This window comes from Amycolatopsis sp. NPDC114484 (assembly GCF_055633755.1).
The window spans coordinates 417091-436851 of sequence record NZ_JBVKDQ010000005.1 but is presented as its reverse complement, the minus strand read 5'-3'; the positions used below and the strand labels follow the sequence as shown (position 1 = coordinate 436851).

Here is a 19761-nt window from a genome sequence, read left to right as displayed (position 1 = left end):
GAGTATTGCGAGCCGGAAGCGGGGAAAGTTGGCTGGACAGCGAAGGCCCGACGGCGCGTTCGTGAACCGGTGCCCGCGTTCCGTTCTCGTTTGTTGACGCCGCGCGCGACGGTGGAGAAGTTGAACCCATGAATCGCTTCAGACGCGTGGCGCACGTGCTCGCCGCCGGGGCGCTCGCGGTGCTCGGCGTCGCCGTCGTGCCCGCGGCGTCCGCGCAGACGAGCCCGTTGAATTACAAAGTGCAGGTGACGGGCGCGGATCCGATGAACGCGCAGAACGGGGATCCGCTGCACGTCACGGTCTCCGGGCTGCCCGCCAAGTCCAAGGCGACCTTCTTCGTGTGCCCGGCACTGTTGCGGGACGCGTTGGTCAATTCCGCGACCCGGGCACCGGATCACTCGATGACGAACCGGGTCGCTGCTTACTGCGGACGGTTCAACGACGAGCTCTCGAGCTCGACCTTCATCGGCCCGAACCCGGACCAGGGCCGAAGCGCGGCCACCCAGAACATCGTGTTCGACACCTATGCGCCCCGAGGCGCGGCCGTGCCGCATCCCGTGTTCTACGATCCCGAGTTCACCAGTTTGCCGAAAAGCCAGGACGATCCGTGGGCGAACAACCCGGACAAGAAGCAGTACTCGTTCTCCTGCGACGAAAACCATCCGTGCACCCTGACGCTGAAGATCACTGTCCCGGCAGCGACTCCCGGTCCCGCCACCGTCGTGTACGACAGTTCGATCGCGTTCCGGGCTTCCGCACGAGGGATTCGCATCCAGGGGTGCGGCGGGGTGGGGGTGAGCACGCTGACCGGCAGCATGCCGGAGCGCTTCGGACGCACCGCCGTCGCCTGGAACCAGATGCTGTGCGCACCGACGAAAGCCGCGCAACCGGTCAACATCGTGAACGAGACTGAGGACCTCGGGCTGACTTCGTTCGACAAGGGCGATTCCGACCTGGTGGTCACCGGTTCCGGGGGAACGCTTGCCGCGCAGCAGGTCCGGGCTCGAAGCTACGTACCCGTCGGGCTCAACGCGACCGTGCTCGCAGCGGTGGGCTGGACACCCACCGACCGCGACGACCGCGGCGGCCCGCTGAAGACGCGCTTGTCCGAGAACCTCGCGTTCAGCTGGGACGATCTGGCCAACCTGCTGACCAAGGGCGGCGAACTGCCGGGCACCACCGGCCGGGGCGGCATCTTCACCGACGCGTCCGACCTGGTCAAGCGCAATCCCGCGCTGGCCGCGGTCAGCGGGGCGGAGAACGCCGCTCTCGCACCCAACACGCGGGAAGGCCAGGACGGCACCGATTACTACGGGGTCACCGGCGAAGTCGGGGCCAGCACCGTGCCGTTGGTGCTCAGCAGCAGACTGAGCGGATCGCCTGCCTGGACGTACGCGCATTTCGTAAACCACGACAACAAAGTGCTGCGGGGGAGCGGCGGGCCGGTCGGCGTCGTCACCGACCTCAACGCGCTCAACCTCGGTGACGCCGGCGTCGTGCACAACGTCGATGCGAAGACCGGCCAGATCAACGTGCGCAAGCAGGTCAACACTGTGACGCTCGGGACCGGGGGCACGTGCAGGAAGGGGTGCCTGAACTGGGTCGTCACCGATTTGGCGACTGCGACCGAGAACGGCTGGACTCCGGTGGCCGTGCCCGATGGGAAGGGCGGTTATGTCGCACCGACCCCGAAGTCGCTGCAGGCCGCGGCAGCACGCACGCAGCAGGCGAAGGACGGCACCGTCCAGCTCGTCGGCAGCGATGATCCGGAGGCGTACCCGCTGACGTATGTCGAGTCCCTTGCCGCACCGCTGAATCCGCTGGTGAACGCGTCATGCGCGCCGGAAGCCGCGAAGCAGGTGCAACTCGCCACCTTCCTGAAGGCCGCGACCAACGGCGGTCAGGGCGCGATGGGGCCGGGCATTGTCCCGTTGACCCCGGATCTTCTTTCCGCGGCGCAGGCCGCCGCGGCGAGGGTCGGCACCGGCACCGCGGCCGCCTCCTGCCAGGAACACAAGGAGGCGCAGAACCCGGCTGCGCAGTCTGCTGGCAGCGGCCCCGGCACCGTTGCGGGCGGAGTGCCGCCTGGCGGCGGCTTCGGCGGTTCGGTGCCGCACTCCGGCTCGCCCGGCACCGGATCGGCGGAAGCGGCCGCGCTGGCGATGAAGGCTCCGACGCAGGCGAGCGTCCAGGAAGCGCGCAGCCTGGCCGCGGCGGTGAAGATCCCGCTGTTCCCGGGCGCGGGAGTGCTGGGCGCACTGATTCCGTTGCTCGCGCTGGTCGCGTTGGTGCTGTTGCCGTCGACCACCGGTTATCTCACCGCGGGCAAGCCGTTGCCGCCGTGGGTGAACCGGCTCGCCGGCCGGATCGTCGCATTGCGACGCCGGGCATGATCGCGACGCTTCGCGCACCGGTGCGCTTGACTCCTAAGTGGACGATTGTCGCGGCGGTCGGCTGGCTGGTCACCACGGTGTTGTGCTTCGGCATCGTCGCCTACGCACTCGGGCCGATGCTGGCGAACAACGATCAGCGGGCGGCCCTGTCGGTGCTGCAGGACCGGATGGCTCAGGCGCAAGGCGCGGCCAGCACATTGCTCGGCGCCGCGCCGGTGACGAAACCGCCGGAGTTCGGTGCGCCGGTGGCAGTGCTGGAGATCCCGAAACTGCAGGTGCAGCAGGTGGTTCTCGAAGGCGCGGAGCCGGGCGAGACGATGTCCGGACCGGGGCATGTCCCGGGAACCTCGGGCCCCGGCCAGCCGGGCAACTCGGCACTGGTCGGCCGGTACTCCGGATATGGGGCACCGTTCTCCCGGCTCGGTGAATTGACGCGAGGGGACCGGCTGGTGGTCGCGACCACTCAAGGGAAATCGGTCTACACCGTGACCGACACGGCGACCCGGGACCTGGACGAGGACCGCGATTACGGCCGCACCGAGAACGACCGGCTGACGCTCGTCACCTCGGACTCGTGGTGGCCGGGATCCGCGTCGAGCGCGACGGTGGTGACGGCGGTCCTCGACGGCAAGCCGTTCCGCCCGACGCCGCAGAACGGCCGGGCGGACGCCCAGGACGGACGCACCGGTGACCCGAGCGGCTGGGCCCGGCTGGTACTGGCGTTCGGCGGGTTCGCGGTGGTGGCGGCGGGGGCGACGGTGCTGTACCGGCGCTGGCGTTCGGTGTCCACCTATGTGCTGACCACACCGGCGTTGCTGGCCTTGGCGGTGCTCGCGGCGTCGGCGGTGTGGAGAGTGCTGCCTGCTTGGGCTTGAGCTGCCGATACCGGGGCCGGGCGCGGGAACTCCGCGCCTGGCCCCGGTTTGTCGGATCAGGTGACTCCGTCGGAATCGGCGGGCAGCGGCTTGAAGCTATACCTGAGCCAAGATGCTGGCGTGGTTGCCGTTGCAGAGCGGCTCCGAAGCCGATGATGTTGGAAGCGCGGTGTCGTGGGACGGTGAGCGACTGTCGATGGACCGTGGTACCTGAAAAACCGCTGCCCAGTAGGCGGTTGGAGTAAGGCTGGGAGGGTAGTTCGGCTGGGCTGGGAGTTTACAGCGCGAGTCCGGCCCGGCCAGGGGAAGAAATCCCCTGGCCGGGCCGGTCTGGTGCTCAGTGCGTCAGCCGACGGTGCAGGTCACACCGGTGTCGTCGGCGGCCAGCGGCTTGAAGCCGTACTGGCTCAGCGTGCCGGCGAGGCTGCCGTTGCAGAGCGGGCTCGGGCCGGCGTCGTCGAAGCCGACCGCGTTGAGAGCCGCGCCGTAGGACGGCGAACGGGTGTCCAGCACGTAGTACACGAAGCGGGCGCCGAGGAAGCCGTCGGCGAACGCCGGGGCGAAGTTCGGGGCGGAACCCGAAACCGGCGCACCGTCCGAACCGGCACCGGTCAGGGTGCCCTCGAAGAAGCCGGCGCGCTTGTCGCTGACGACGCCGTTGCCCTGCGCGACCCACTGGGCCACGGAGTAAGGAGCGATCGCGTTCGCCTGCGCGTTCGCCGGAATGGTGTTGCCCTCGTTTTCCTGGAACCGGTTGATGACGACCGGCTTGGTGGTGGGGTCGAAGCCGAGGACGGTGTTGGTGAAGAAGGACAGGGTGCCGGAGCCGACCTGGGGCAGGTAGACCGCGATAGGAGCGTCGGCTCCGCCGACCTGGTTCCAGTTGGTGATGGTGCCGCTGTAGATGCCGCGCAGCTGCGTGAGCGTCAGGGTGACGCCGGCGCCCGCGCCGGTCGACGAGGCCGCCCAGGACACGCCGTCCTTGGCGAAAGCGTAGTACTGGAACTCCGCCGGGTCGGAGGACGAACGCGGGGAAGAGGAGCGGGCGACGTCGACCGAGCCGTTGCCCGCCGAGGCGGCGGCGGCCAGCGCGGCCTTGCCCGCGGTGGAGCCGTTGGGCGGCGGGTTGGAGGCGTTGTAGGTCGTGCCCGCCGGGCTGAACTTGTCGCCGGGGACGGTGAACGACGGGCCGGTGAGAACCGGCGGGACGTTCACGTAGTTGTCGGGGTCGGTGTTCGCCGTCGAGCCGTTCGCGGCGGCGAACACCGCGGACGTGACGTCCGCGATCGTGTCGGAACCGACGGCCGCGACGACCTCCTTGGTTCCGTTCGGGCCGGGAACAGCGCTGGCGGTACCCGGGAAGATCAGGGCCGCTCCCGCGGCGACCGCGGCGGAGACGCCCACGAACCGGGCAGTACGAGCACGCATCAGTTTGTACTCTTTCTGTCTGGTCTCGGCCACGGGATTCCGTGGCCGGGACCAAACCTCGCGGGGTTCGGCAAACAGCGCCCGGTTGGTCGCGTTCCCACCCGACGGCGCGGCAGTTAATGCCCGACGAACGCGTTCAGCCCGGCAGCCGGTACTTCGTGCGCCAGTCGGTGATCCGGCCCTCCGCCGCGAATTCCGCCGCTTCCCCGATCGCGGTGACAAAGCGTTCGTATCCGTGCTGTGCTTCGATCCGGCGGCCGTAGGCGTGGCTCGCCGACGCGATCGTCCCGTTGCCCGCGCGCAGCGTCCACCGCCAGTCGATTCCGTGGTCGTGGGTCAGTTCCATGCGCGTGCGCGGGATGTTCGCGCACAGCCACTGGATCGCCGCGACGCATTCCTCCCCGTTGCGGTAGTCGACGGTGCCCAGCCCCAGCGAGGCGTTGTTCGTGCCGAGGAGCCGCCACCTCGTCGCGTTCCCCGGGCCGCCGATCAGCTGGAACCGGGGAGTCCGGCGTGGACTTCGAGCGCTTTTCATGTGTCGCAACCTCAGTCCGGCTCGGACGGCCGTCCGGTGACAAGCCGTCGCAGTCAGAATGGACATCGCGGGCGCGCCGCCGGAAAGTTACCGTCGGCGGTTAAGCGGCGACGGCCACCCGGTGAACAGCGGGTGCGTGCGGGCATTCCACAGTAGACCGTCGGCCGACGGTCACGCTCGAGATTCTTTTCGCCACTCCTGACAATGACATCGTCCCTTCCCGCGCCGGTGTTTCGCGCGCGGAGCGGTTCGCCGCGAGTTCGACTGTTCGCCGCAACCGCGATTCGGGCGTTCGGCGGCACCTGCGGCGAGGTAATTGGGGCACGCTCGGTGTCCTTCGGGGCGCGAAAATCGCGGCCCGCGCGGATGGGATCGGTATTTTGCGTCGTGGTCAAGGGGAGGGAACCGCGGTGGCGTCTACTGTGGACGCCCGGGAAAGCGCGTTTCGGATATGGTTGGCGGAATGGCTGATCTGACGCTCACCGGCCTCCGGGTCGTGGTCGAGGTGGCCCGCACCGGGTCGTTCAGTGCGGCCGCGCACCGGCTCGGCTACACGCAATCGGCGGTGTCGCGGCAGATCGCGGCGAGCGAACGCGCTACCGGAACCGCGTTGTTCGAACGGCACGCCCGCGGAATCCGTCCGACAACGGCGGGGGAAGTGCTGATCCGGCATGCCGGGCGGGTTCTGGAAAGCGTGAGCGCGGCCGGAAAGGAACTGGCCGGGCTGCGCGACCGGCTGAGCGGGCGGATCTCGGTCGGCGGATTTCCCGCCGTGTCGGCGGTTCTGCTGCCGCGGGCGGTTTCGCGGCTGATGCGCGCGCATCCGGGCGTCGAGGTGCAGCTCGCCGAGTCCGCGACCCCGGCGCAGCTGCAGTCGCTGCGGCGCGGACGGCTCGAGGTCGCGGTGGTCGTGACCGGCGACGATTTGCCGGAATACGACTTCGACAGCTTGCGCCGCGCCGAATTGCGCAGCGGAATCGGGTACGGGGTGGCGGTCGCGGAATCGCATCCGTTCGCCGGGCGCAGCTGGGTCGAACCGGACGAACTGGCCGAGCAGCACTGGATCGTCGGCGCGGGCGGCTCGCCGGAATTCGGGACGTGGCCGGGAATCGCCGGGCCGATGATCGCGTTCGCGGTGCGCGCGTGGCCGACGCGGCTGGGCCTGGTCGCGGCGGGACTGGGGATTTCGCTGGTGCCCGGTTTCGCGGCGGACTCGCTGCCCGCAGACGTCCGGTGGATCCCGGTGCGCGACGAGTGCGGCGGACTGCGGCGCCTCCTGTGGGCGGTGACGGGGGAGCAGCCGGGCCAAGCCGCGGTCGCGATGGTGCGCGCGCTGGAGGAAGAGGCTCAGCGGTCGCTCCAGCCCCAAAGGTAGCCCGGGACCTCGTCCGGACGGCCTTCGACGCCGAAATCGCCGCGGTAGAAAATCATCGGCCGCTCGTCGGCGCCCGGGTCGAGCGCGAGCACCCGGCCGAGGACGACGTCGTGGTCGCCCGCGCGGTGCACAGCCTCGATTTCGGCGTGCACGCGGAGCAGCACGTCCGGCAATTCCGGCGTGCCCCAGTGGGAAAGCTCCCAATCCAGCCCTTCGAAGCGAAGGCCGTGACGGGATCCGAAGCGACCGCAGAGATCGGCCTGCGGTTCGGCCAGCACGTTGACGCAGAACCGCCCGGCGGCCCGGATGCGCGGCCACGCCCGGCCTCCGCGGTCGGCGCAGAACAGCACCAGCGGGGGTTCCAGCGACACCGACGTGAAGGACTGGCAGGTGAACCCCACCGCCTCGCCGCCGTCGGCGCCGGTCACCACGGTGACGCCGCTGGCGAACCGGCTCAGCGCGCGGCGCATCTCCAGCGGGGTCGGTGCTTCGGTGGTTCGCATGGGCTCGACGGTAAAAGCTGCGGGCGCCAACGGCTCCCGGTTCTCTCGGTGACCGGGACTGGAGGCCCGCGCGCGTGCGGCGGCTGGCTAGCTTCGGCGGCATCCCGCACCCACGAGCAAGAGGTCAGCCATGCCGGAACTGAGCCACGACGCGACGCTGCGCGAACTTCGCACCGACCAGGGCGTGCTGCGCTACCACGAAGCAGGCGACGGCCCGCCGGTCGTGCTGCTGCACGGATCCGGCCCCGGCGTCACCGGATGGCAGAACTTCCGGGCGAACCTGCCGTCGTTCGCCGCGCATTTCCGGTGTCTGGTCCTGGAATTCCCCGGATTCGGCGTGAGCGATCCGGTCGGCCGGCCGCCGATGCCGTCCGCCGAACGCGCGGTGCTCGACCTGCTCGACGGACTCGGCATCGCCGCCGCCGACCTCGTCGGCAACTCGATGGGCGGGTTCGTCGCCGCCCGCACCGCGATCGAGCATCCGGATCGGGTCCGCAGGCTGGTGACCGTGGGCGGGATGGGCACGAACATCTTCAGCCCGGCTCCGGGCGAGGGGATCAACCTGCTGACCGAATTCGTCGAGGACCCGACGCGCGAACGGCTCGTGCAATGGCTGAATTCGATGGTCTTCGATCGCAGCCTGATCACCGAAGAACTGATCGAGGAACGGTGGCGGCTCGCGACCGCGGCGGATTCCTTGGCCAGCGCCAAGAAAATGTACGGCAAAGGCGTGCTGCAGGCTCAGGCTGCCGCGGCCTTCGACGTCACCCCGCTGTGGGCGACGCTGCGCAAGATCCGCGCCCGCACCCTCATCACCTGGGGCCGCGACGACCGGGTCAGCCCGCTCGACATGGCCCTGCTCCCGATGCGCACGATTCCCCACGCGGAACTGCACATTCTTCCGAATTGCGGCCATTGGACGATGATCGAGCAGAAAGACGCCTGGGAAAGCGCCGTTCTCGCGTTCCTGCTCCGGAAGGACGGCGAGTGATGGCCTGGGACGAGGAGTACGACTTCGTCGTGGTGGGGTCGGGCGGCGGCGGGATGACCGCGGCTCTGACCGCCGCGGCGGCCGGGCTGGAGGTGCTGGTCGTCGAGAAGGGCGCGATGTACGGCGGCTCCACCGGGATTTCCGGCGGCGGCATCTGGATCCCGGACAACCCGACGCTGCGCGCGGCCGGACACGACGACAGCCGGGCGTCGATCCGCCGTTACCTCGATTTGCTCACCGAGGGGCGGGTGCCCGCGAAGCGGCTCGACGCGTATGTCGATCACGGCCCGGCGGCGATGGAACTGCTGGAGCGCAGCAAATGGCTGCGGTTCTTCTGGGTGAAGGGCTACGCCGATTACCACCCGGAGCTCGAGGGCGGCCGTCCGCTGGGCCGGTCCGTCGAGGCGAAGCCGTTCGACACCCGAACCCTCGGCGAGGACGAGCGGTACCAGCGGCCGAACACGATGAAGGGCCCGCTCGGTCTGTGGGTCACCGCGAAGGATTACCACGATCTGGCAATGGTCAAGCGCACCTGGCGCGGCCGATGGGCGTCGGTGATCGCGGCCTGGCGGGTGTCGTCCAATGTGGTGCGGCGGCGGCACATGGCGACCGGCGGCCGTGCGCTGGTCGCGCGGTTGCGGATGGCGTTGAAGGACGCCGGGGTCCCGCTGTGGCTGCGGTCGCCGATGAGCGAGCTCGTGGTCGAGGACGGCCGGGTGACCGGGATCGTCGCCGAGCACGACGGCGCCCAGCGGCGGATCCGCGCCCGCCGTGGCGTGCTGCTGGCGACCGGCGGCTTCGAGCACAACGCTGATCTGCGGAAACGGTATCTGCCGGAAGCCGCCTGGGACGATTACAGCGGTGGCGCGCGGGAGAACGCAGGCGACGGCATCGAGGCCGGGCTGGGCGTCGGCGCGGCGACGGACCTGATGGACGACGCGTGGTGGATGCCGTCGGTGCGGCACCCGTCCGGCGCGGTCGTGCCGCTGGTGTCCGAACGGTCGATCCCGCGTTCGGTCATCGTGTCGGCCGAGGGCAGGCGGTTCACGAACGAGTCCGCGCCGTATGTCACCTTCGTGCACGCCCAGCTCGAGGGCGGACACGTGCCCGCTTGGTTCGTCATGGACGCCAAGGCCCGCGCGCGGTATCCGTTCGCGCAGATCCTGCCTGGTGTGCCGATTCCGGAGCCGTACTACGCGGCGGGAATCGCGCACCGCTCGGACACGGTGGCTGGACTTGCCGAGAAGATCGGTGTTCCGGCTGACGCCTTGGCGGAAACCGTGAAGAGGTTCAACGGTTTTGCCCGTGCTGGAGCGGACGGCGATTTCGGTCGCGGCGAATCCGCCTACGACCGGTACTACGGCGACCCGACACTGCCGAATCCGTGCCTCGACGTGATCGAGCGGGGGCCGTATTACGCGTTCCGCATCGAGGTCGGCGACCTCGGCACCAAGGGCGGCCTGGTGTGCGACGAGAACAGTCGCGTCCTGCGCGGCGACGGTTCGGCGATCGACGGCCTGTACGCCACCGGAAACACGACCGCCGCGGTGATGGGCAACGAATACGCTGGCCCTGGCGCGACGATCGGGCCGTCGATCGTCTTCGGCTATCTCGCGGCACAGCACGCGGCCGCGCGCTCGGCATGAGCGCGATGCGGGTGCGGGTGACCGAGGTGGTCCGCGAGACCGCTGACGCGCGTTCGCTGGTGCTGGAACCGATCGACGGCAGTTTCGACTATCTGCCCGGGCAATTCCTCACCGTGCGGATTCCGTCCACTGAGGACAGTGTCGCGCGGTGCTATTCGCTGTGCAGTTCCCCGCATTGCGAGGAGCCAGCGAGAATCACGGTGAAGCGCACCGCTGGCGGATACGGGTCGAATTGGTTGGTGGACAACGCGGTTGAAGGGACCGTATTGGACGTGCTGCGGCCGTCGGGAACGTTCACGCCGCGGTCGCTCGACGCGGACGTGCTGCTGCTCGCCGCCGGAAGCGGGATCACGCCGGTGATGTCGATCCTGAAGTCCTGCCTGCGGGCCGGTTCCGGACGGGTGATGCTGGTCTACGCGAACCGCGACGAGCAGTCGGTGATCTTCCGGGACGAGCTGCTGCGGCTGGCGAAGGAACATCCGGATCGGCTGACCGTGCTGCACTGGCTGGAATCGGTGCAGGGGTTGCCGACCGAAGCCGGACTTCGGGCGTTGACCGCGCCGTATCGGGAGCGAGCGGCGTTCTTGTGCGGTCCTGGCCCGTTCATGGAGCTGGCCTCGCTGGTCCTTAATGGACTCGGGGTGAAAAGCGTTGCCGTGGAAAGGTTCACCTCGCTCACCGGCGATCCGTTCGCGTCGGTGGCGGTGGCGGAGTCCGGCCCGGCGAGCACGGTGGAAGTCGAACTCGACGGTGCGACAAGGACGTTGCGCTGGCCCCGCGAAAACGTGTTGCTCGACGTCCTTCTCGCGGCCGGATTGAACGCGCCGTTCTCGTGCCGGGAGGGCGCGTGCAGTGCCTGCGCGTGTGTGCTGGTGAGCGGCGAGGTGGACTTGGCGCGCAACGAAGTTCTCGACGCGCGAGATCTCGCGGACGGGCTGATTCTGGCCTGCCAGGCGAGGCCGCGGACGGACGAGGTCAAGGTCACTTACGAGGCTTGATCGGGTCCGGTGCGCGGGATCGCCTGGTTCGAGGGTGCAGCGGGCGTACCGATTCGAGAACGCGAAAGTCTGCCCACCGTTGATGGTTCGGGAAGTGGCACCCGCGCTCGCGGAAATCCGCGTGGACGGCGGTTCGCGCACCTGAGAAGACTCCCGGTGAGCGGGATCGCGCCGGGACCGCCGGGAGGCCGTGATTACGCTCGCGTCGATTCCGGCCTCATCAGCGCGGGACCTCGTATTCCGGCGGGGATCCCCCTGATCACTTCTGGAAAGGGACCGGCATGGCACTCGACCTGAATCCGGCGAACGGACCTGTTTCCCGCGGGCGGATCATCGCGGTCTGCGCGCTGATCATTCTGCTCTCCGAAATCGCCACGTTCGAAATCCTCATGGTGTATCCGGCGCTGCCCGGGATGGCCGCGCATTTCCGGACCCTCGACGTGGCGCAGGCGGCCTCGGTGGTGACGCTCGCCGGCGCGGTCGTGCTTCCGCTCGCGGGCAAGGCCGCCGACCGCTACGGCAAGAAGCGGATCATCCTGGTGATGGGCGCGATCTTCCTGCTCGGCAGCGTCGTGTGCGCGACGACCGACGTGTTCGCGCTGCTCCTGATCGGACGGCTGCTGCAGGGCAGTCTCGTCGGCATCGTGAACATTTCCTACGCACTCGTCCGCGACGTCATCCCGCGGTCCTACGTGCCGATCGCGCTCGGTTCGGTGGTCACCGGAATCGGCATGGGCGCGGTCGCCGGCCCGTTTCTCGCCGGATGGCTGATCGACAATTTCGGCTTCCGCAGCGTTTTCTGGTTCATGGTGATCTACGTCGGCGTCCTGCTCCCGCTGCACGCGTGGCTGGTGCCGGAAAGCAAGGTGCGGGTCAACTCTTCGTTCGACATTCCCGGTGCCATTCTGCTCGGCGCCAGCCTCGGCATTCTGCTCGTCGCGGTCGGCAAGGGCGGCACGTGGGGCTGGGGTTCGGCGACCACGATCGGCGCGTTCGGGCTGGGGATCTTGCTGCTGGCCGCGTTCGTGCTGCGCGAGCTGAAGGCCAAGGAACCGCTGATCGACCTGCGGGTGCTCGTCGGCCGCAAATTCCTGCCGACGGTGGTCGCCGTCGGGCTGGTGTCGTACATGATGAACGCGCACGGCATCCTCAGCCCGACCATGTTCGAAACCCCGCACATCCCGGGGAACACTTACGGTGCCGGGCTTTCCGCGTCGCAGCTGGCCCTGTGGACGTTCCCGCTCGGCGTGGTGGGCATGGTCGTCGGCCCGCTCGGCGGCTACCTGTCGAAGCGGATCGGCGCGCGGCAGGTGCTGCTGGCCTCCAGCCTGTGCTTCCTCGCGGTGATGTTCCTCGGCTCGCGGATGTTCACCGTGCAGTGGCAGGTCGCGATCACCAGTTTCGTCGCCGGGTTCGCGGTCGGGTTCCTGCATTCCTCCAACGCGAACCTCCTGCAGGACGCCCTGCCCGAGCGGCTCGGCGGTGCGGGCAACTGCATCGCCGGCGTGATCGCGATGCTCGCGTCGTCGGCCGCGGTGACGGTGACCGGCGCGATCATGGCCGGGCACGTCCGGATGACGCTGCCCCAATCGCACGCGGTGATCTACGGCGACGCCGCGTTCACCCAGTCCTACCTGTGGGCGGGCGTCGTCGGCGTTTTCGGGGTGGCGATCATTCTGGTGATGAAGCACGGCCGCAAACCCGCGCAGGGCGGGATGATCGAAGAGAACGACCCGGCTGCTCGAGTGGTGGTCTCGCAGGGCTGACAGTGAGCCATACTGCGGCGCGTGGAACAAGCGGTGCGTACTGAGGACGGCGTCCGGCTATGGGCGACGCAGGCGGGCGACGGTGAACCGGTCGTCTTCTGCCACGGCGGCCCGGGGCTGTGGGACATGATGGCGGACGTCGCGGCTTCCCTCTCGGGAGCCGCGACGGTCTGTCGCTGGGACCAGCGAGGATGCGGCCGATCGCAGCGACAGGGTCCGTACTCGGTCGAGAGGACAGTGGCAGATCTCGACGCGGTCCGAGCCCATTTCGGCTGGGATCGCGTCGCGCTGCTGGGGCACTCCTGGGGCGCGCAGCTGGCGTTGCGCTACACGCTGGCGCATCCGGACCGCGTGACGAAGCTGGTTTACGTCTCCGGCACCGGAATCGACGACGACTCGACCTGGCACGCGGACTACCAGCGCAACCTCCGCGACGCACTCGGCGGACACCTCGCGCGATGGGAGTCGCTGCGGAACCGGGACCGGGACCGTACCGCGGAGGAAGACCGGGAGTACTGCGTGCTGCAGTGGTCGGCCGACTTCGCCGACCGGGAGCACGCGCTGCAACATGCCGAAACCATGGCTGACCCGTGGTTCGGCGTGAATTTCGACTGCAACGCGGCCCTGAACGGCGAGCGTGCGCCAAACCTGCGCGCCCAGTGCGAAACGCTGAAGACGCCAACCCTGATCGTGGACGGAACAGCCGACATCCGGCCGCGCTCGGCAGTGGACTCGCTGGAACGGGCGCTGCCGGTGGTCTCGCGCGTGCAGCTGCCAGCCGGTCACCTGCCGTGGGCGGAAGACCCGACCGGCTCCCACTCCGCAGTCAGCGGGTTCCTGACCGGTCCGTGAGGGGAACCCTGAGGGACTCTGATTCCCTCAGGGTTCCCCTCACGGACGGTCGGCTACCGCGGCGGGAGCAGCTTTCGCGTCGCTTCGTGCGCGGCCAGCGCCAGCTCCGCTCGCGGGAATCCGCCCCGCTTCTCCGCCGCGGCGAGATTCCCGCCCGCGACCCACACCGGGCCGTCCGCGAGGTGCGCCAAACCCTCTCGCGCGACGTCGTCCGGCTCGGCCACGTTCAGCCCGGGCAGGTCGAACGCCAGCCCGGCGCGCTCCATCGCCGGTGTCCGGGTGACGCCCAGCACCAGTTCCAGCACGTCCACGCCGCGCTCCCGCAGCTCCAGCCACAGCCCCTCGGCGAACACCCGGCTGAACGCCTTCACCGCGGAATACACGCTGATCTCCGCCTGCCCGAGATACCCGGCCAGCGAGCCCACCAGCATGATCCCACCCCGCCCACGTGCTGCCATCAGCGCGCCGAAGTGATATGTCAACGCGAGCTGCGCGGTGATGTTCAGCTCGATCACCCCGCGCACCCGGGACAGGTCCCCGGTCACGAACTCATGGCCGTAACTGTTCGCGCCCGCGTTGAAGACCAGCAACCCGACCTCGAGCCCGTCAGTCACTTCCCGGATCACCGAGAGCGCGTCCGGATCGAGCAGATCCACTTGCACGGTAAGCACTTCCACCCCGCGAGCCCGCACCGCCGCCGCGGTCTCCTCCAGCGGCGCGGGCTTGCGCGCGATCAGCACCAGATTGATCCCGGCCTCGGCGAGCTGATGCGCGAACGACGCGCCAACGCCTTCCGAACCACCCGCGATCACGGCCCACGGCCCGTACTTCCCGGCCGTGCTCATTCCCCAGCCACCGGAATTCCTCCGTCCGCGACCGCCCGGTCGATCGAATCGCGCAACGCATCGCAGCCGCGGAACAACTCCTCCGCGCGGGCCGACCGTTCGACACACCGCGCGGAAGCGTTGGTGTCCCACTGAATGCTGGTCTGCTGCCAGCTGCTCTTGCGCACCTTCAGCCAAGCCTCGCACGTTCCGCATCGGACCGGCCGCATCGGCTCGTCCAGCAGCCGGTTGTCGGCCCGGATCGCCATCAGACGCGCTCGCTGGTCCGGCGGCTGAGGTTCTCCGCGACTTCCTCGCGCCAGGCGGCATTCGGCTTCGCGGTGTCCAATTCGAACTCGAACCGCTCGGTCATCTCCGGCGTGACGTCCGCGACGTCCACATAGAACTGTTCGTACCAGCGCCGCAGCTGGTACACCGGACCGTCCTCCTCGCACAGCAGCGGGTTTTCGATGCGGGTCTTGTTCTTCCAGATCCGCACGTCCTGTTCGAAGCCGATCTTGATGAAGTCGCCCATCTTCCGCGCGGTTTCCTCGGCCTCGGCGGCGGAGAGCTGGTCGGTGCGCTTGACGATGATCCCGTACTGCAGCTTGAACGAGTTCGCGGTGACGGGATAGTGGCAGTTGATGAGCACGGCGTCGATGTCCATGCCCTCGTAGTGATATGTCAGCTCGTCGATCATGAAAGACGGGCCGTAGTAGGCGGCGACGGAGGTGTTGCCGAGCGACTTCGGCTGTCCGTCCTTCGCTGGCGGGCGTACGTCTTCCCGGCTCGTCCCGCGCTGCAGCTGCGTGGCGACGTGCCCCTCGAAGATGTTCTTGAAGTACGTGGGGAAAGCGAAGTGGACATAGAAGAAGTGCGCCATGTCCACGACGTTGTCGACGACCTCGCGGCAGTTCGTGTCGACGTGCGTTTCGTACCAGGTCCAGTCGGTCCAGCCGTCGTGCGTGGCGCCCTCGATGCGCGGGATGACCACCTCAGGCGGCGGCGGATTGCCCTCCGGGTCGTTCCAGACGAACAACATCTTGTCCTGCACCAGCGTCGTCCACGCCGCGGTGCGCGCCCGCAGCGGAACCCGGCGGCTGTAGGGAATCCGCTTGCACCGGCCGTCGCCGCCCCAGCGCCAGTCGTGGAACGGGCAGGCGACCTCGTTGCCCTTGATCGTGCCCTGCGACAGATCGCCGCCCATGTGCCTGCAGTACGCGTCGAGCACGTTGAGCTCGCCGTCCTCGCCGGCGAACACCACGAGTTTCTGCCCGAACGCGGTGATCGGATGCGGCTTTCCGTCGGCGAAACTCTCGGCCAGCCCGAGACAGTGCCACCCGCGGGCGAACCGCGCGGGCGCCGCGCCGGCCTCGATCACGCGAACCTCGTCCGGTGCCGGCTCCACTGTGGTCATTGTCGGATCTCCTTCCAGTGCCCCGCTTCCGCGAGGCTGAACGTAGAACGGCGGGCGGCGCCCGGGCCGGTGGCGTTCCCGGTGCCTGAGAGTCCTTTGTGGACGATCAGTTCCACGCGGGTTCGGCGGTGCGCAGCCGAACCATCGGGTACAGCTCCTGGGTGACCTGCCGCGCGGCGACCACCACCAGCGGCGCGACGCGCTCCAGCGCGGTCTGCGCGTCGCCGACCAGGGAGATCGCGGCTTCCGGCCCTTCCGGGCCTCGGATGGCAGCGGCGACACAGGAGATGTCGGCGAAGCACTCGCCGCGTTCGAAGGCGAGACCGTTGCGGTCGCGGATCCGGCCGAGTTCGCGGTGCAGCGTCACCATGTCGCAGATCGTCCGGCTGGTCTGGCGGCCGAGCGCCGGCATGATCCGGTCCTCGACCTGTTCGGCGGGCAGCCACGCGAGCATCGCCTTGCCGAGCGCGGTGCACTGTGCGGGCGCGCGGCCGCCGACGCGCGACGGGACGACCGCGGCGAACCGGCCGCCGACCTTGTCGAGATACCGGACGTCAGCGCCGTCGAGGATCGCCAGGTGCGCGACCATCCCGGTGCGCAGCTGCAGTTCGTGCAGCACGGCCGCAGTCGCTTCACGCAGTTCGAGGTGGTTGCCGCCGGTTCCGCCGAGGTTCAGCGCCCGGGCGCCGAGCGCGTACCCGAACGACGAGTGCGTCAGCCACTGCAGCCGCACGAGCTGGTCGAGGATGCGGTGCGCGGTCGAACGGGGGAGGTGGGTCGTGCGCGCGACCTGTTCGAGGGTGAGCCGGGTGCTCGGCGCGTCGAAGGCGTCGAGGATCAGCGTCATCCGCTCGACCATCGACGGCGGCAAGGTGCGGTTCTGCGAGGCGTCCGTGCCGAGAGAGTCCGTTTCGATCGCGACAACCGTCATGCTGTGCTCCTCGCGGACGAATTGAAATCATTTCTAGTTTTGACGGTAACACGGCGGCCTCCCGGGGCGTCAACACGCGGCGGGTCACGACTGCGGCACGGCTCCCGATCAGCGGGAGAAGCCGCTCGCGGCCGGCCCGGCGGCGGGTAGGCATGGCGGCATGGACATCGGCCTCGTGAGCCCCGTGGTGACCCGGCTGCCGGGGGACCCGAACGCCTGGGAGGGCACCGCCGGCATCGAAGACCTGGCCCGGATCGCCGCGGCCGCGGACGGGCTCGGGTTCGATCACCTGACTTGCAGCGAACACGTCGCGGTGCCGGTCGCGGTCGCGGAGCAGCGCGGCTCGACGTACTGGGATCCGCTCGCGACGTTCGGTTTCCTGGCTGGGCGTACCAGCCGGATCCGGTTGGTCACGCAGGTGCTCGTGCTGGGATATCACCACCCGCTGGAGATCGCGAAGCGCTACGGAACGCTCGACACGGTCAGCGGCGGACGGCTCGTGCTCGGCCTGGGCGTCGGGTCGCTGCGGGAGGAGTTCGACCTGCTGGGCGAGCCCTTCGAACAGCGCGGCGAGCGGGCCGACGACGCGCTGCGGGCGCTGCGGGCCGCGTTGTCGCAGCGGCTGCCGGAGTATCACGGGCCGCACTACGACTTCGCCGGGCTGATCGTCGAACCGCATGCTGTCCAAGCGAAAGTCCCGCTGTGGATCGGCGGCCGAACCAGGCGCTCGCTCCGGCGGGCGGTGGAACTGGCCGACGGCTGGGTCCCGTTCGGACTGTCGCTGGAGGAACTGCGGCGGATGCTCGACACCGTTGAGCCGCCGGAGGGCTTCCAGGTCGTGCTCTCGCCCGGAAGGCCGCTGGACCCGGGATCGGCGTCCTGCCGGGATCGGCTGGCCCGGGTGGTCGAGGCCGGGGCGACGACGGTCAGCGCGCGGATCGCCGCGAACTCCGCCGACCACTACTGCGAGCAGCTCGAAGCGCTCGCCGAGCTAGGAAGCGAGGTCTGACGTGGACCGGATCGCCCAGTTGGAGGCGCGGCTCGCGCGGCTGGAGGACGAACGCGAGATCAGCAGGCTGATCGCCGCGTACGGACCGCTGGTGGACGCCGGCGCGGCCGAGGACGTCGCCGCGCTGTGGACCGAGGACGGGATCTACGACGTCGACGAGATCTACCTCGAAGGCCGCGAACAACTGGCCCGGATGGTCCGGTCGAGCGCTCATCAAGGCTGGATCTCCGGCGGTTGCGCGCATTTCGTCGGCCCGCCGCACGTGACCGTCGACGGCGACACGGCGATCGCGGTATGTCACTCGCTGATGGTGGTATATCAGGACGGCCGCTTTGTTGTCCGGCGCGCCACGGCGAACCATTGGGCGCTCGCCCGCACCGACGAGGGATGGAAGGTCGCCCAGCGCACCAACCGGGTTCTCGACGGCCGCGCCGAGTCGCCCGGGCTGCTGCGGCAGGGCGCGTACGGCGAGCCAGCGTTCCGCTGAGCCGGTCCCGGTTACTGGAATCGGCCCGTCGCTGACGGCGGTGAGCAGGCACAATCACCCCGCACCGGTGCGCGAGGAGGGAGACCTTGATGAGCCTCTCCACCGATCCTCGGCAGGTGGTGGCGGCGCTGACCGCGCCCGGCGCGCCGGGTGAACTGCGCACCGAAGAAGTGCTGGGCGTGCCGATGACGGTGTTCGCCCATCGCGCACGGTCGTTGGGGGAGGTGCTGGCTGCTTCGGCGCGGCACGGCGAACGCGAGTATCTGGTGACGGCCGACCGCCGGATCACCTTCGCCGCGCATGCCCGGCAGGCGGCATCGATGGCTTGCGCGCTCCGCGACGAGTACGGGATCGGCAAGGGCGACCGGGTCGCGATCGCGGCGGCGAACAGTCCGGAGTGGGTGCTCGCGTTCTGGGCGACGGTGTCGCTGGGCGCGATCGTGGTGGGCTACAACGCGTGGTGGTCGCGGCCGGAGCTGGAATTCGCGCTCGGCCACACGCGACCGTCGCTGGTAGTCGCCGACGCGAAGCGGGCCGCGCTGCTGGACGGGGTGCCAGTGCTGACCGTCGAGGAGGACGTGCCGCGCCTGGCCCGCTCACGACCGGACGCACCGCGGCCTTCCTGCGCGGTCGCCGAGGACGATCCGGCGGTCATCCTCTACACCAGCGGCACCACCGGACGTCCGAAAGGCGCGGTGCACACGCACCGGAACCTGACGTCGGTGATCGAATTCCACCGCCTGAACAGCGAAGTCGCGCGGGCGCTCGGCGACCCGACGGATCCGTCCGCGCGGCGGTACCTGCTCGGGGTGCCGCTGTTCCACATCGCCGGGCTGCACAATCTGGTCGTGCCCCGGCTGGCCGACGGCAGCACGGTGGTGCTGCACCAGGGCGGTTTCGACGCGGAGCGAGTGCTGCGGCTGGTCGAGGCTGAGCGCGTGACGAACTGGGGTGTCGTGCCGACTATGGCGCACCGTCTGCTGGAACACGGCGACCTTGACCGATACGACCTTTCCTCGCTGACCGCTTTTACTCTCGGCGCTGCGCCTTCTTCTCCGGCTTTCCACCAACGGTTGCGCGCGGAACTTCCGGTGGCCGAGCAGGGGTTGGTCGACAGCTACGGCCTGACGGAGTCCTCGACGGCGATTTCCGTTGCTGCCGCAGCTGATCTGGCTGCTTCTCCCGGAACTGTCGGGTCTCCGATCGCGACGGTGGAGCTGGAGATCCGGGACGCGTTCGGCGAGGTAATGCCTGACGGCAGCGCGGGGGAGATCTGCGTGCGAAGCCCGTTCACGATGCTCGGTTATTGGGAAGATCCCGAAGCCACCGCCGCCGCTATCGACGACGAGCGATGGCTGCACACCGGGGATATCGGCGTCCTTTCCGGCGGCCAGCTCCGGCTCACCGCACGGCGTTCGGATTTGATCCTGCACGGCGGGGAGAACGTTTATCCGGCTGAGGTCGAGTACGTGCTCGCTGAACATCCGGCAGTGCGGGAGTGCATTGTGCTGGGGGTGCCGCAGGCCGATCTGGGGCAGGAAGTAGCCGCGGTGGTGGTTGTTTCGTCGCCGGTCGAGGCGGAGGAGCTGCGGGCGTTCGCGGCGGAGCGGCTGGCGTCCTTCAAGGTCCCGTCCCGGTGGCGGATCGGGACGGATCCGTTGCCGCGCAACGTGACCGGCAAGGTGGTGCGAAGCAAGGTGCCGCGACCCTGATCCCGTTGACCGGGAGCGC

At 69.1% G+C, this 19761-nt stretch carries 18 protein-coding genes; 11 read left to right on the top strand and 7 right to left on the bottom strand.

What is annotated here, in order from left to right; all coding sequences use genetic code 11:
* Positions 1 to 128: 128 nt before the first annotated feature.
* Together ACZ7SW_RS16755 and ACZ7SW_RS16750 are read left to right on the top strand one after the other, a co-directional pair.
* Positions 129 to 2393 (top strand): hypothetical protein, encoded by a 2265-nt coding sequence (locus ACZ7SW_RS16755; protein ID WP_470231287.1) that lies wholly within the window; start codon positions 129 to 131, stop codon positions 2391 to 2393.
* A complete protein-coding gene (locus tag ACZ7SW_RS16750) occupies positions 2390 to 3268 on the top strand; it encodes a sortase (protein ID WP_470231286.1) in 879 nt (292 codons plus the stop codon). The genes ACZ7SW_RS16755 and ACZ7SW_RS16750 overlap by 4 nt, the downstream gene beginning before the upstream one ends.
* Positions 3269 to 3613: 345 nt before the next feature.
* Here the strand turns inward: ACZ7SW_RS16750 and ACZ7SW_RS16745 are convergent, their stop codons facing one another.
* Positions 3614 to 4696 carry a substrate-binding domain-containing protein gene (locus tag ACZ7SW_RS16745; RefSeq protein WP_470231285.1) on the bottom strand — a complete coding sequence of 361 codons (1083 nt, stop codon included), beginning with the start codon at positions 4694 to 4696 and terminating at the stop codon, positions 3614 to 3616.
* A 136-nt stretch (positions 4697 to 4832) separates the two neighbouring features.
* Positions 4833 to 5231, bottom strand: a complete 399-nt coding sequence (locus ACZ7SW_RS16740) for a YegP family protein (RefSeq protein ID WP_470231284.1) — start codon at positions 5229 to 5231, stop codon at positions 4833 to 4835.
* Positions 5232 to 5694: 463 nt separating this feature from the next.
* Here ACZ7SW_RS16740 and ACZ7SW_RS16735 point away from each other — a divergent pair, with 463 nt between their 5' ends.
* Positions 5695 to 6606 carry a LysR family transcriptional regulator gene (locus tag ACZ7SW_RS16735; RefSeq protein WP_470231283.1) on the top strand — a complete coding sequence of 304 codons (912 nt, stop codon included), beginning with the start codon at positions 5695 to 5697 and terminating at the stop codon, positions 6604 to 6606.
* Here ACZ7SW_RS16735 and ACZ7SW_RS16730 read toward each other — a convergent pair.
* Entirely contained in the window at positions 6579 to 7109 is a 531-nt protein-coding gene (locus tag ACZ7SW_RS16730; RefSeq protein ID WP_470231282.1) for a flavin reductase family protein, read from the bottom strand. The two genes, ACZ7SW_RS16735 and ACZ7SW_RS16730, sit on opposite strands and share 28 nt — an antisense overlap.
* Positions 7110 to 7239: 130 nt before the next feature.
* Here ACZ7SW_RS16730 and ACZ7SW_RS16725 point away from each other — a divergent pair, with 130 nt between their 5' ends.
* The 5 genes from ACZ7SW_RS16725 (at position 7240) to ACZ7SW_RS16705 (ending at position 13362) form a co-directional block, all read left to right on the top strand.
* Complete coding sequence (locus ACZ7SW_RS16725) at positions 7240 to 8100, top strand: alpha/beta fold hydrolase (protein WP_470231281.1); 861 nt, start codon at positions 7240 to 7242, stop codon at positions 8098 to 8100.
* A complete protein-coding gene (locus tag ACZ7SW_RS16720) occupies positions 8100 to 9746 on the top strand; it encodes an FAD-binding protein (RefSeq protein ID WP_470231280.1) in 1647 nt (548 codons plus the stop codon). Before ACZ7SW_RS16725 ends, ACZ7SW_RS16720 begins: the two co-directional genes overlap by 1 nt.
* Positions 9743 to 10744 carry a 2Fe-2S iron-sulfur cluster-binding protein gene (locus ACZ7SW_RS16715; protein ID WP_470231279.1) on the top strand — a complete coding sequence of 334 codons (1002 nt, stop codon included), beginning with the start codon at positions 9743 to 9745 and terminating at the stop codon, positions 10742 to 10744. The genes ACZ7SW_RS16720 and ACZ7SW_RS16715 overlap by 4 nt, the downstream gene beginning before the upstream one ends.
* A gap of 281 nt (positions 10745 to 11025) precedes the next feature.
* The gene (locus ACZ7SW_RS16710; protein WP_470231278.1) at positions 11026 to 12510 is read left to right on the top strand and encodes an MFS transporter; all 1485 of its coding nucleotides are present in this window, start codon (positions 11026 to 11028) and stop codon (positions 12508 to 12510) included.
* Positions 12511 to 12531: 21 nt separating this feature from the next.
* Entirely contained in the window at positions 12532 to 13362 is an 831-nt protein-coding gene (locus ACZ7SW_RS16705; protein ID WP_470231277.1) for an alpha/beta fold hydrolase, read from the top strand.
* 53 nt (positions 13363 to 13415) lie between these two features.
* Here the strand turns inward: ACZ7SW_RS16705 and ACZ7SW_RS16700 are convergent, their stop codons facing one another.
* The 4 genes from ACZ7SW_RS16700 to ACZ7SW_RS16685 form a co-directional block, all read right to left on the bottom strand.
* A complete protein-coding gene (locus ACZ7SW_RS16700; RefSeq protein ID WP_470231276.1) occupies positions 13416 to 14207 on the bottom strand; it encodes an SDR family NAD(P)-dependent oxidoreductase in 792 nt (263 codons plus the stop codon).
* Complete coding sequence (locus ACZ7SW_RS16695) at positions 14204 to 14455, bottom strand: ferredoxin (RefSeq protein WP_470231275.1); 252 nt, start codon at positions 14453 to 14455, stop codon at positions 14204 to 14206. The genes ACZ7SW_RS16700 and ACZ7SW_RS16695 overlap by 4 nt, the downstream gene beginning before the upstream one ends.
* Entirely contained in the window at positions 14455 to 15603 is a 1149-nt protein-coding gene (locus tag ACZ7SW_RS16690; protein ID WP_470231274.1) for a Rieske 2Fe-2S domain-containing protein, read from the bottom strand. Before ACZ7SW_RS16690 ends, ACZ7SW_RS16695 begins: the two co-directional genes overlap by 1 nt.
* Positions 15604 to 15709: 106 nt before the next feature.
* Positions 15710 to 16534 carry an IclR family transcriptional regulator gene (locus tag ACZ7SW_RS16685; protein WP_470231273.1) on the bottom strand — a complete coding sequence of 275 codons (825 nt, stop codon included), beginning with the start codon at positions 16532 to 16534 and terminating at the stop codon, positions 15710 to 15712.
* 160 nt (positions 16535 to 16694) lie between these two features.
* Between ACZ7SW_RS16685 and ACZ7SW_RS16680 the strand changes: the two genes are divergently transcribed.
* The 3 genes from ACZ7SW_RS16680 to casG all read left to right on the top strand — a co-directional run bounded on the left by ACZ7SW_RS16680 (position 16695) and on the right by casG (position 19742).
* Positions 16695 to 17543, top strand: coding sequence for an LLM class F420-dependent oxidoreductase (locus ACZ7SW_RS16680; RefSeq protein WP_470231272.1), 849 nt, complete (start codon positions 16695 to 16697; stop codon positions 17541 to 17543).
* Between the two features lies 1 nt (position 17544).
* On the top strand, positions 17545 to 18030 hold the full coding sequence (locus ACZ7SW_RS16675; RefSeq protein WP_470231271.1) for a nuclear transport factor 2 family protein: 486 nt from the start codon (positions 17545 to 17547) through the stop codon (positions 18028 to 18030).
* 89 nt (positions 18031 to 18119) lie between these two features.
* Positions 18120 to 19742, top strand: a complete 1623-nt coding sequence (gene casG / locus ACZ7SW_RS16670) for a steroid-24-oyl-CoA synthetase (protein ID WP_470231270.1) — start codon at positions 18120 to 18122, stop codon at positions 19740 to 19742.
* Positions 19743 to 19761 lie beyond the last annotated feature (19 nt).

What these genes read in the sequence shown, in the direction of transcription:
- ACZ7SW_RS16755 (WP_470231287.1), top strand. Translation starts at nt 129, where the DNA reads ATGAATCGCTTCAGACGCGTGGCGCACGTGCTCGCCGCCGGGGCGCTC.
- ACZ7SW_RS16750 (WP_470231286.1), top strand. Translation starts at nt 2,390, where the DNA reads ATGATCGCGACGCTTCGCGCACCGGTGCGCTTGACTCCTAAGTGGACG.
- ACZ7SW_RS16745 (WP_470231285.1), bottom strand. Translation starts at nt 4,696, where the DNA reads ATGCGTGCTCGTACTGCCCGGTTCGTGGGCGTCTCCGCCGCGGTCGCC.
- ACZ7SW_RS16740 (WP_470231284.1), bottom strand. Translation starts at nt 5,231, where the DNA reads ATGAAAAGCGCTCGAAGTCCACGCCGGACTCCCCGGTTCCAGCTGATC.
- ACZ7SW_RS16735 (WP_470231283.1), top strand. Translation starts at nt 5,695, where the DNA reads ATGGCTGATCTGACGCTCACCGGCCTCCGGGTCGTGGTCGAGGTGGCC.
- ACZ7SW_RS16730 (WP_470231282.1), bottom strand. Translation starts at nt 7,109, where the DNA reads ATGCGAACCACCGAAGCACCGACCCCGCTGGAGATGCGCCGCGCGCTG.
- ACZ7SW_RS16725 (WP_470231281.1), top strand. Translation starts at nt 7,240, where the DNA reads ATGCCGGAACTGAGCCACGACGCGACGCTGCGCGAACTTCGCACCGAC.
- ACZ7SW_RS16720 (WP_470231280.1), top strand. Translation starts at nt 8,100, where the DNA reads ATGGCCTGGGACGAGGAGTACGACTTCGTCGTGGTGGGGTCGGGCGGC.
- ACZ7SW_RS16715 (WP_470231279.1), top strand. Translation starts at nt 9,743, where the DNA reads ATGAGCGCGATGCGGGTGCGGGTGACCGAGGTGGTCCGCGAGACCGCT.
- ACZ7SW_RS16710 (WP_470231278.1), top strand. Translation starts at nt 11,026, where the DNA reads ATGGCACTCGACCTGAATCCGGCGAACGGACCTGTTTCCCGCGGGCGG.
- ACZ7SW_RS16700 (WP_470231276.1), bottom strand. Translation starts at nt 14,207, where the DNA reads ATGAGCACGGCCGGGAAGTACGGGCCGTGGGCCGTGATCGCGGGTGGT.
- ACZ7SW_RS16695 (WP_470231275.1), bottom strand. Translation starts at nt 14,455, where the DNA reads ATGGCGATCCGGGCCGACAACCGGCTGCTGGACGAGCCGATGCGGCCG.
- ACZ7SW_RS16690 (WP_470231274.1), bottom strand. Translation starts at nt 15,603, where the DNA reads ATGACCACAGTGGAGCCGGCACCGGACGAGGTTCGCGTGATCGAGGCC.
- ACZ7SW_RS16685 (WP_470231273.1), bottom strand. Translation starts at nt 16,534, where the DNA reads ATGACGGTTGTCGCGATCGAAACGGACTCTCTCGGCACGGACGCCTCG.
- ACZ7SW_RS16680 (WP_470231272.1), top strand. Translation starts at nt 16,695, where the DNA reads ATGGACATCGGCCTCGTGAGCCCCGTGGTGACCCGGCTGCCGGGGGAC.
- casG (WP_470231270.1), top strand. Translation starts at nt 18,120, where the DNA reads ATGAGCCTCTCCACCGATCCTCGGCAGGTGGTGGCGGCGCTGACCGCG.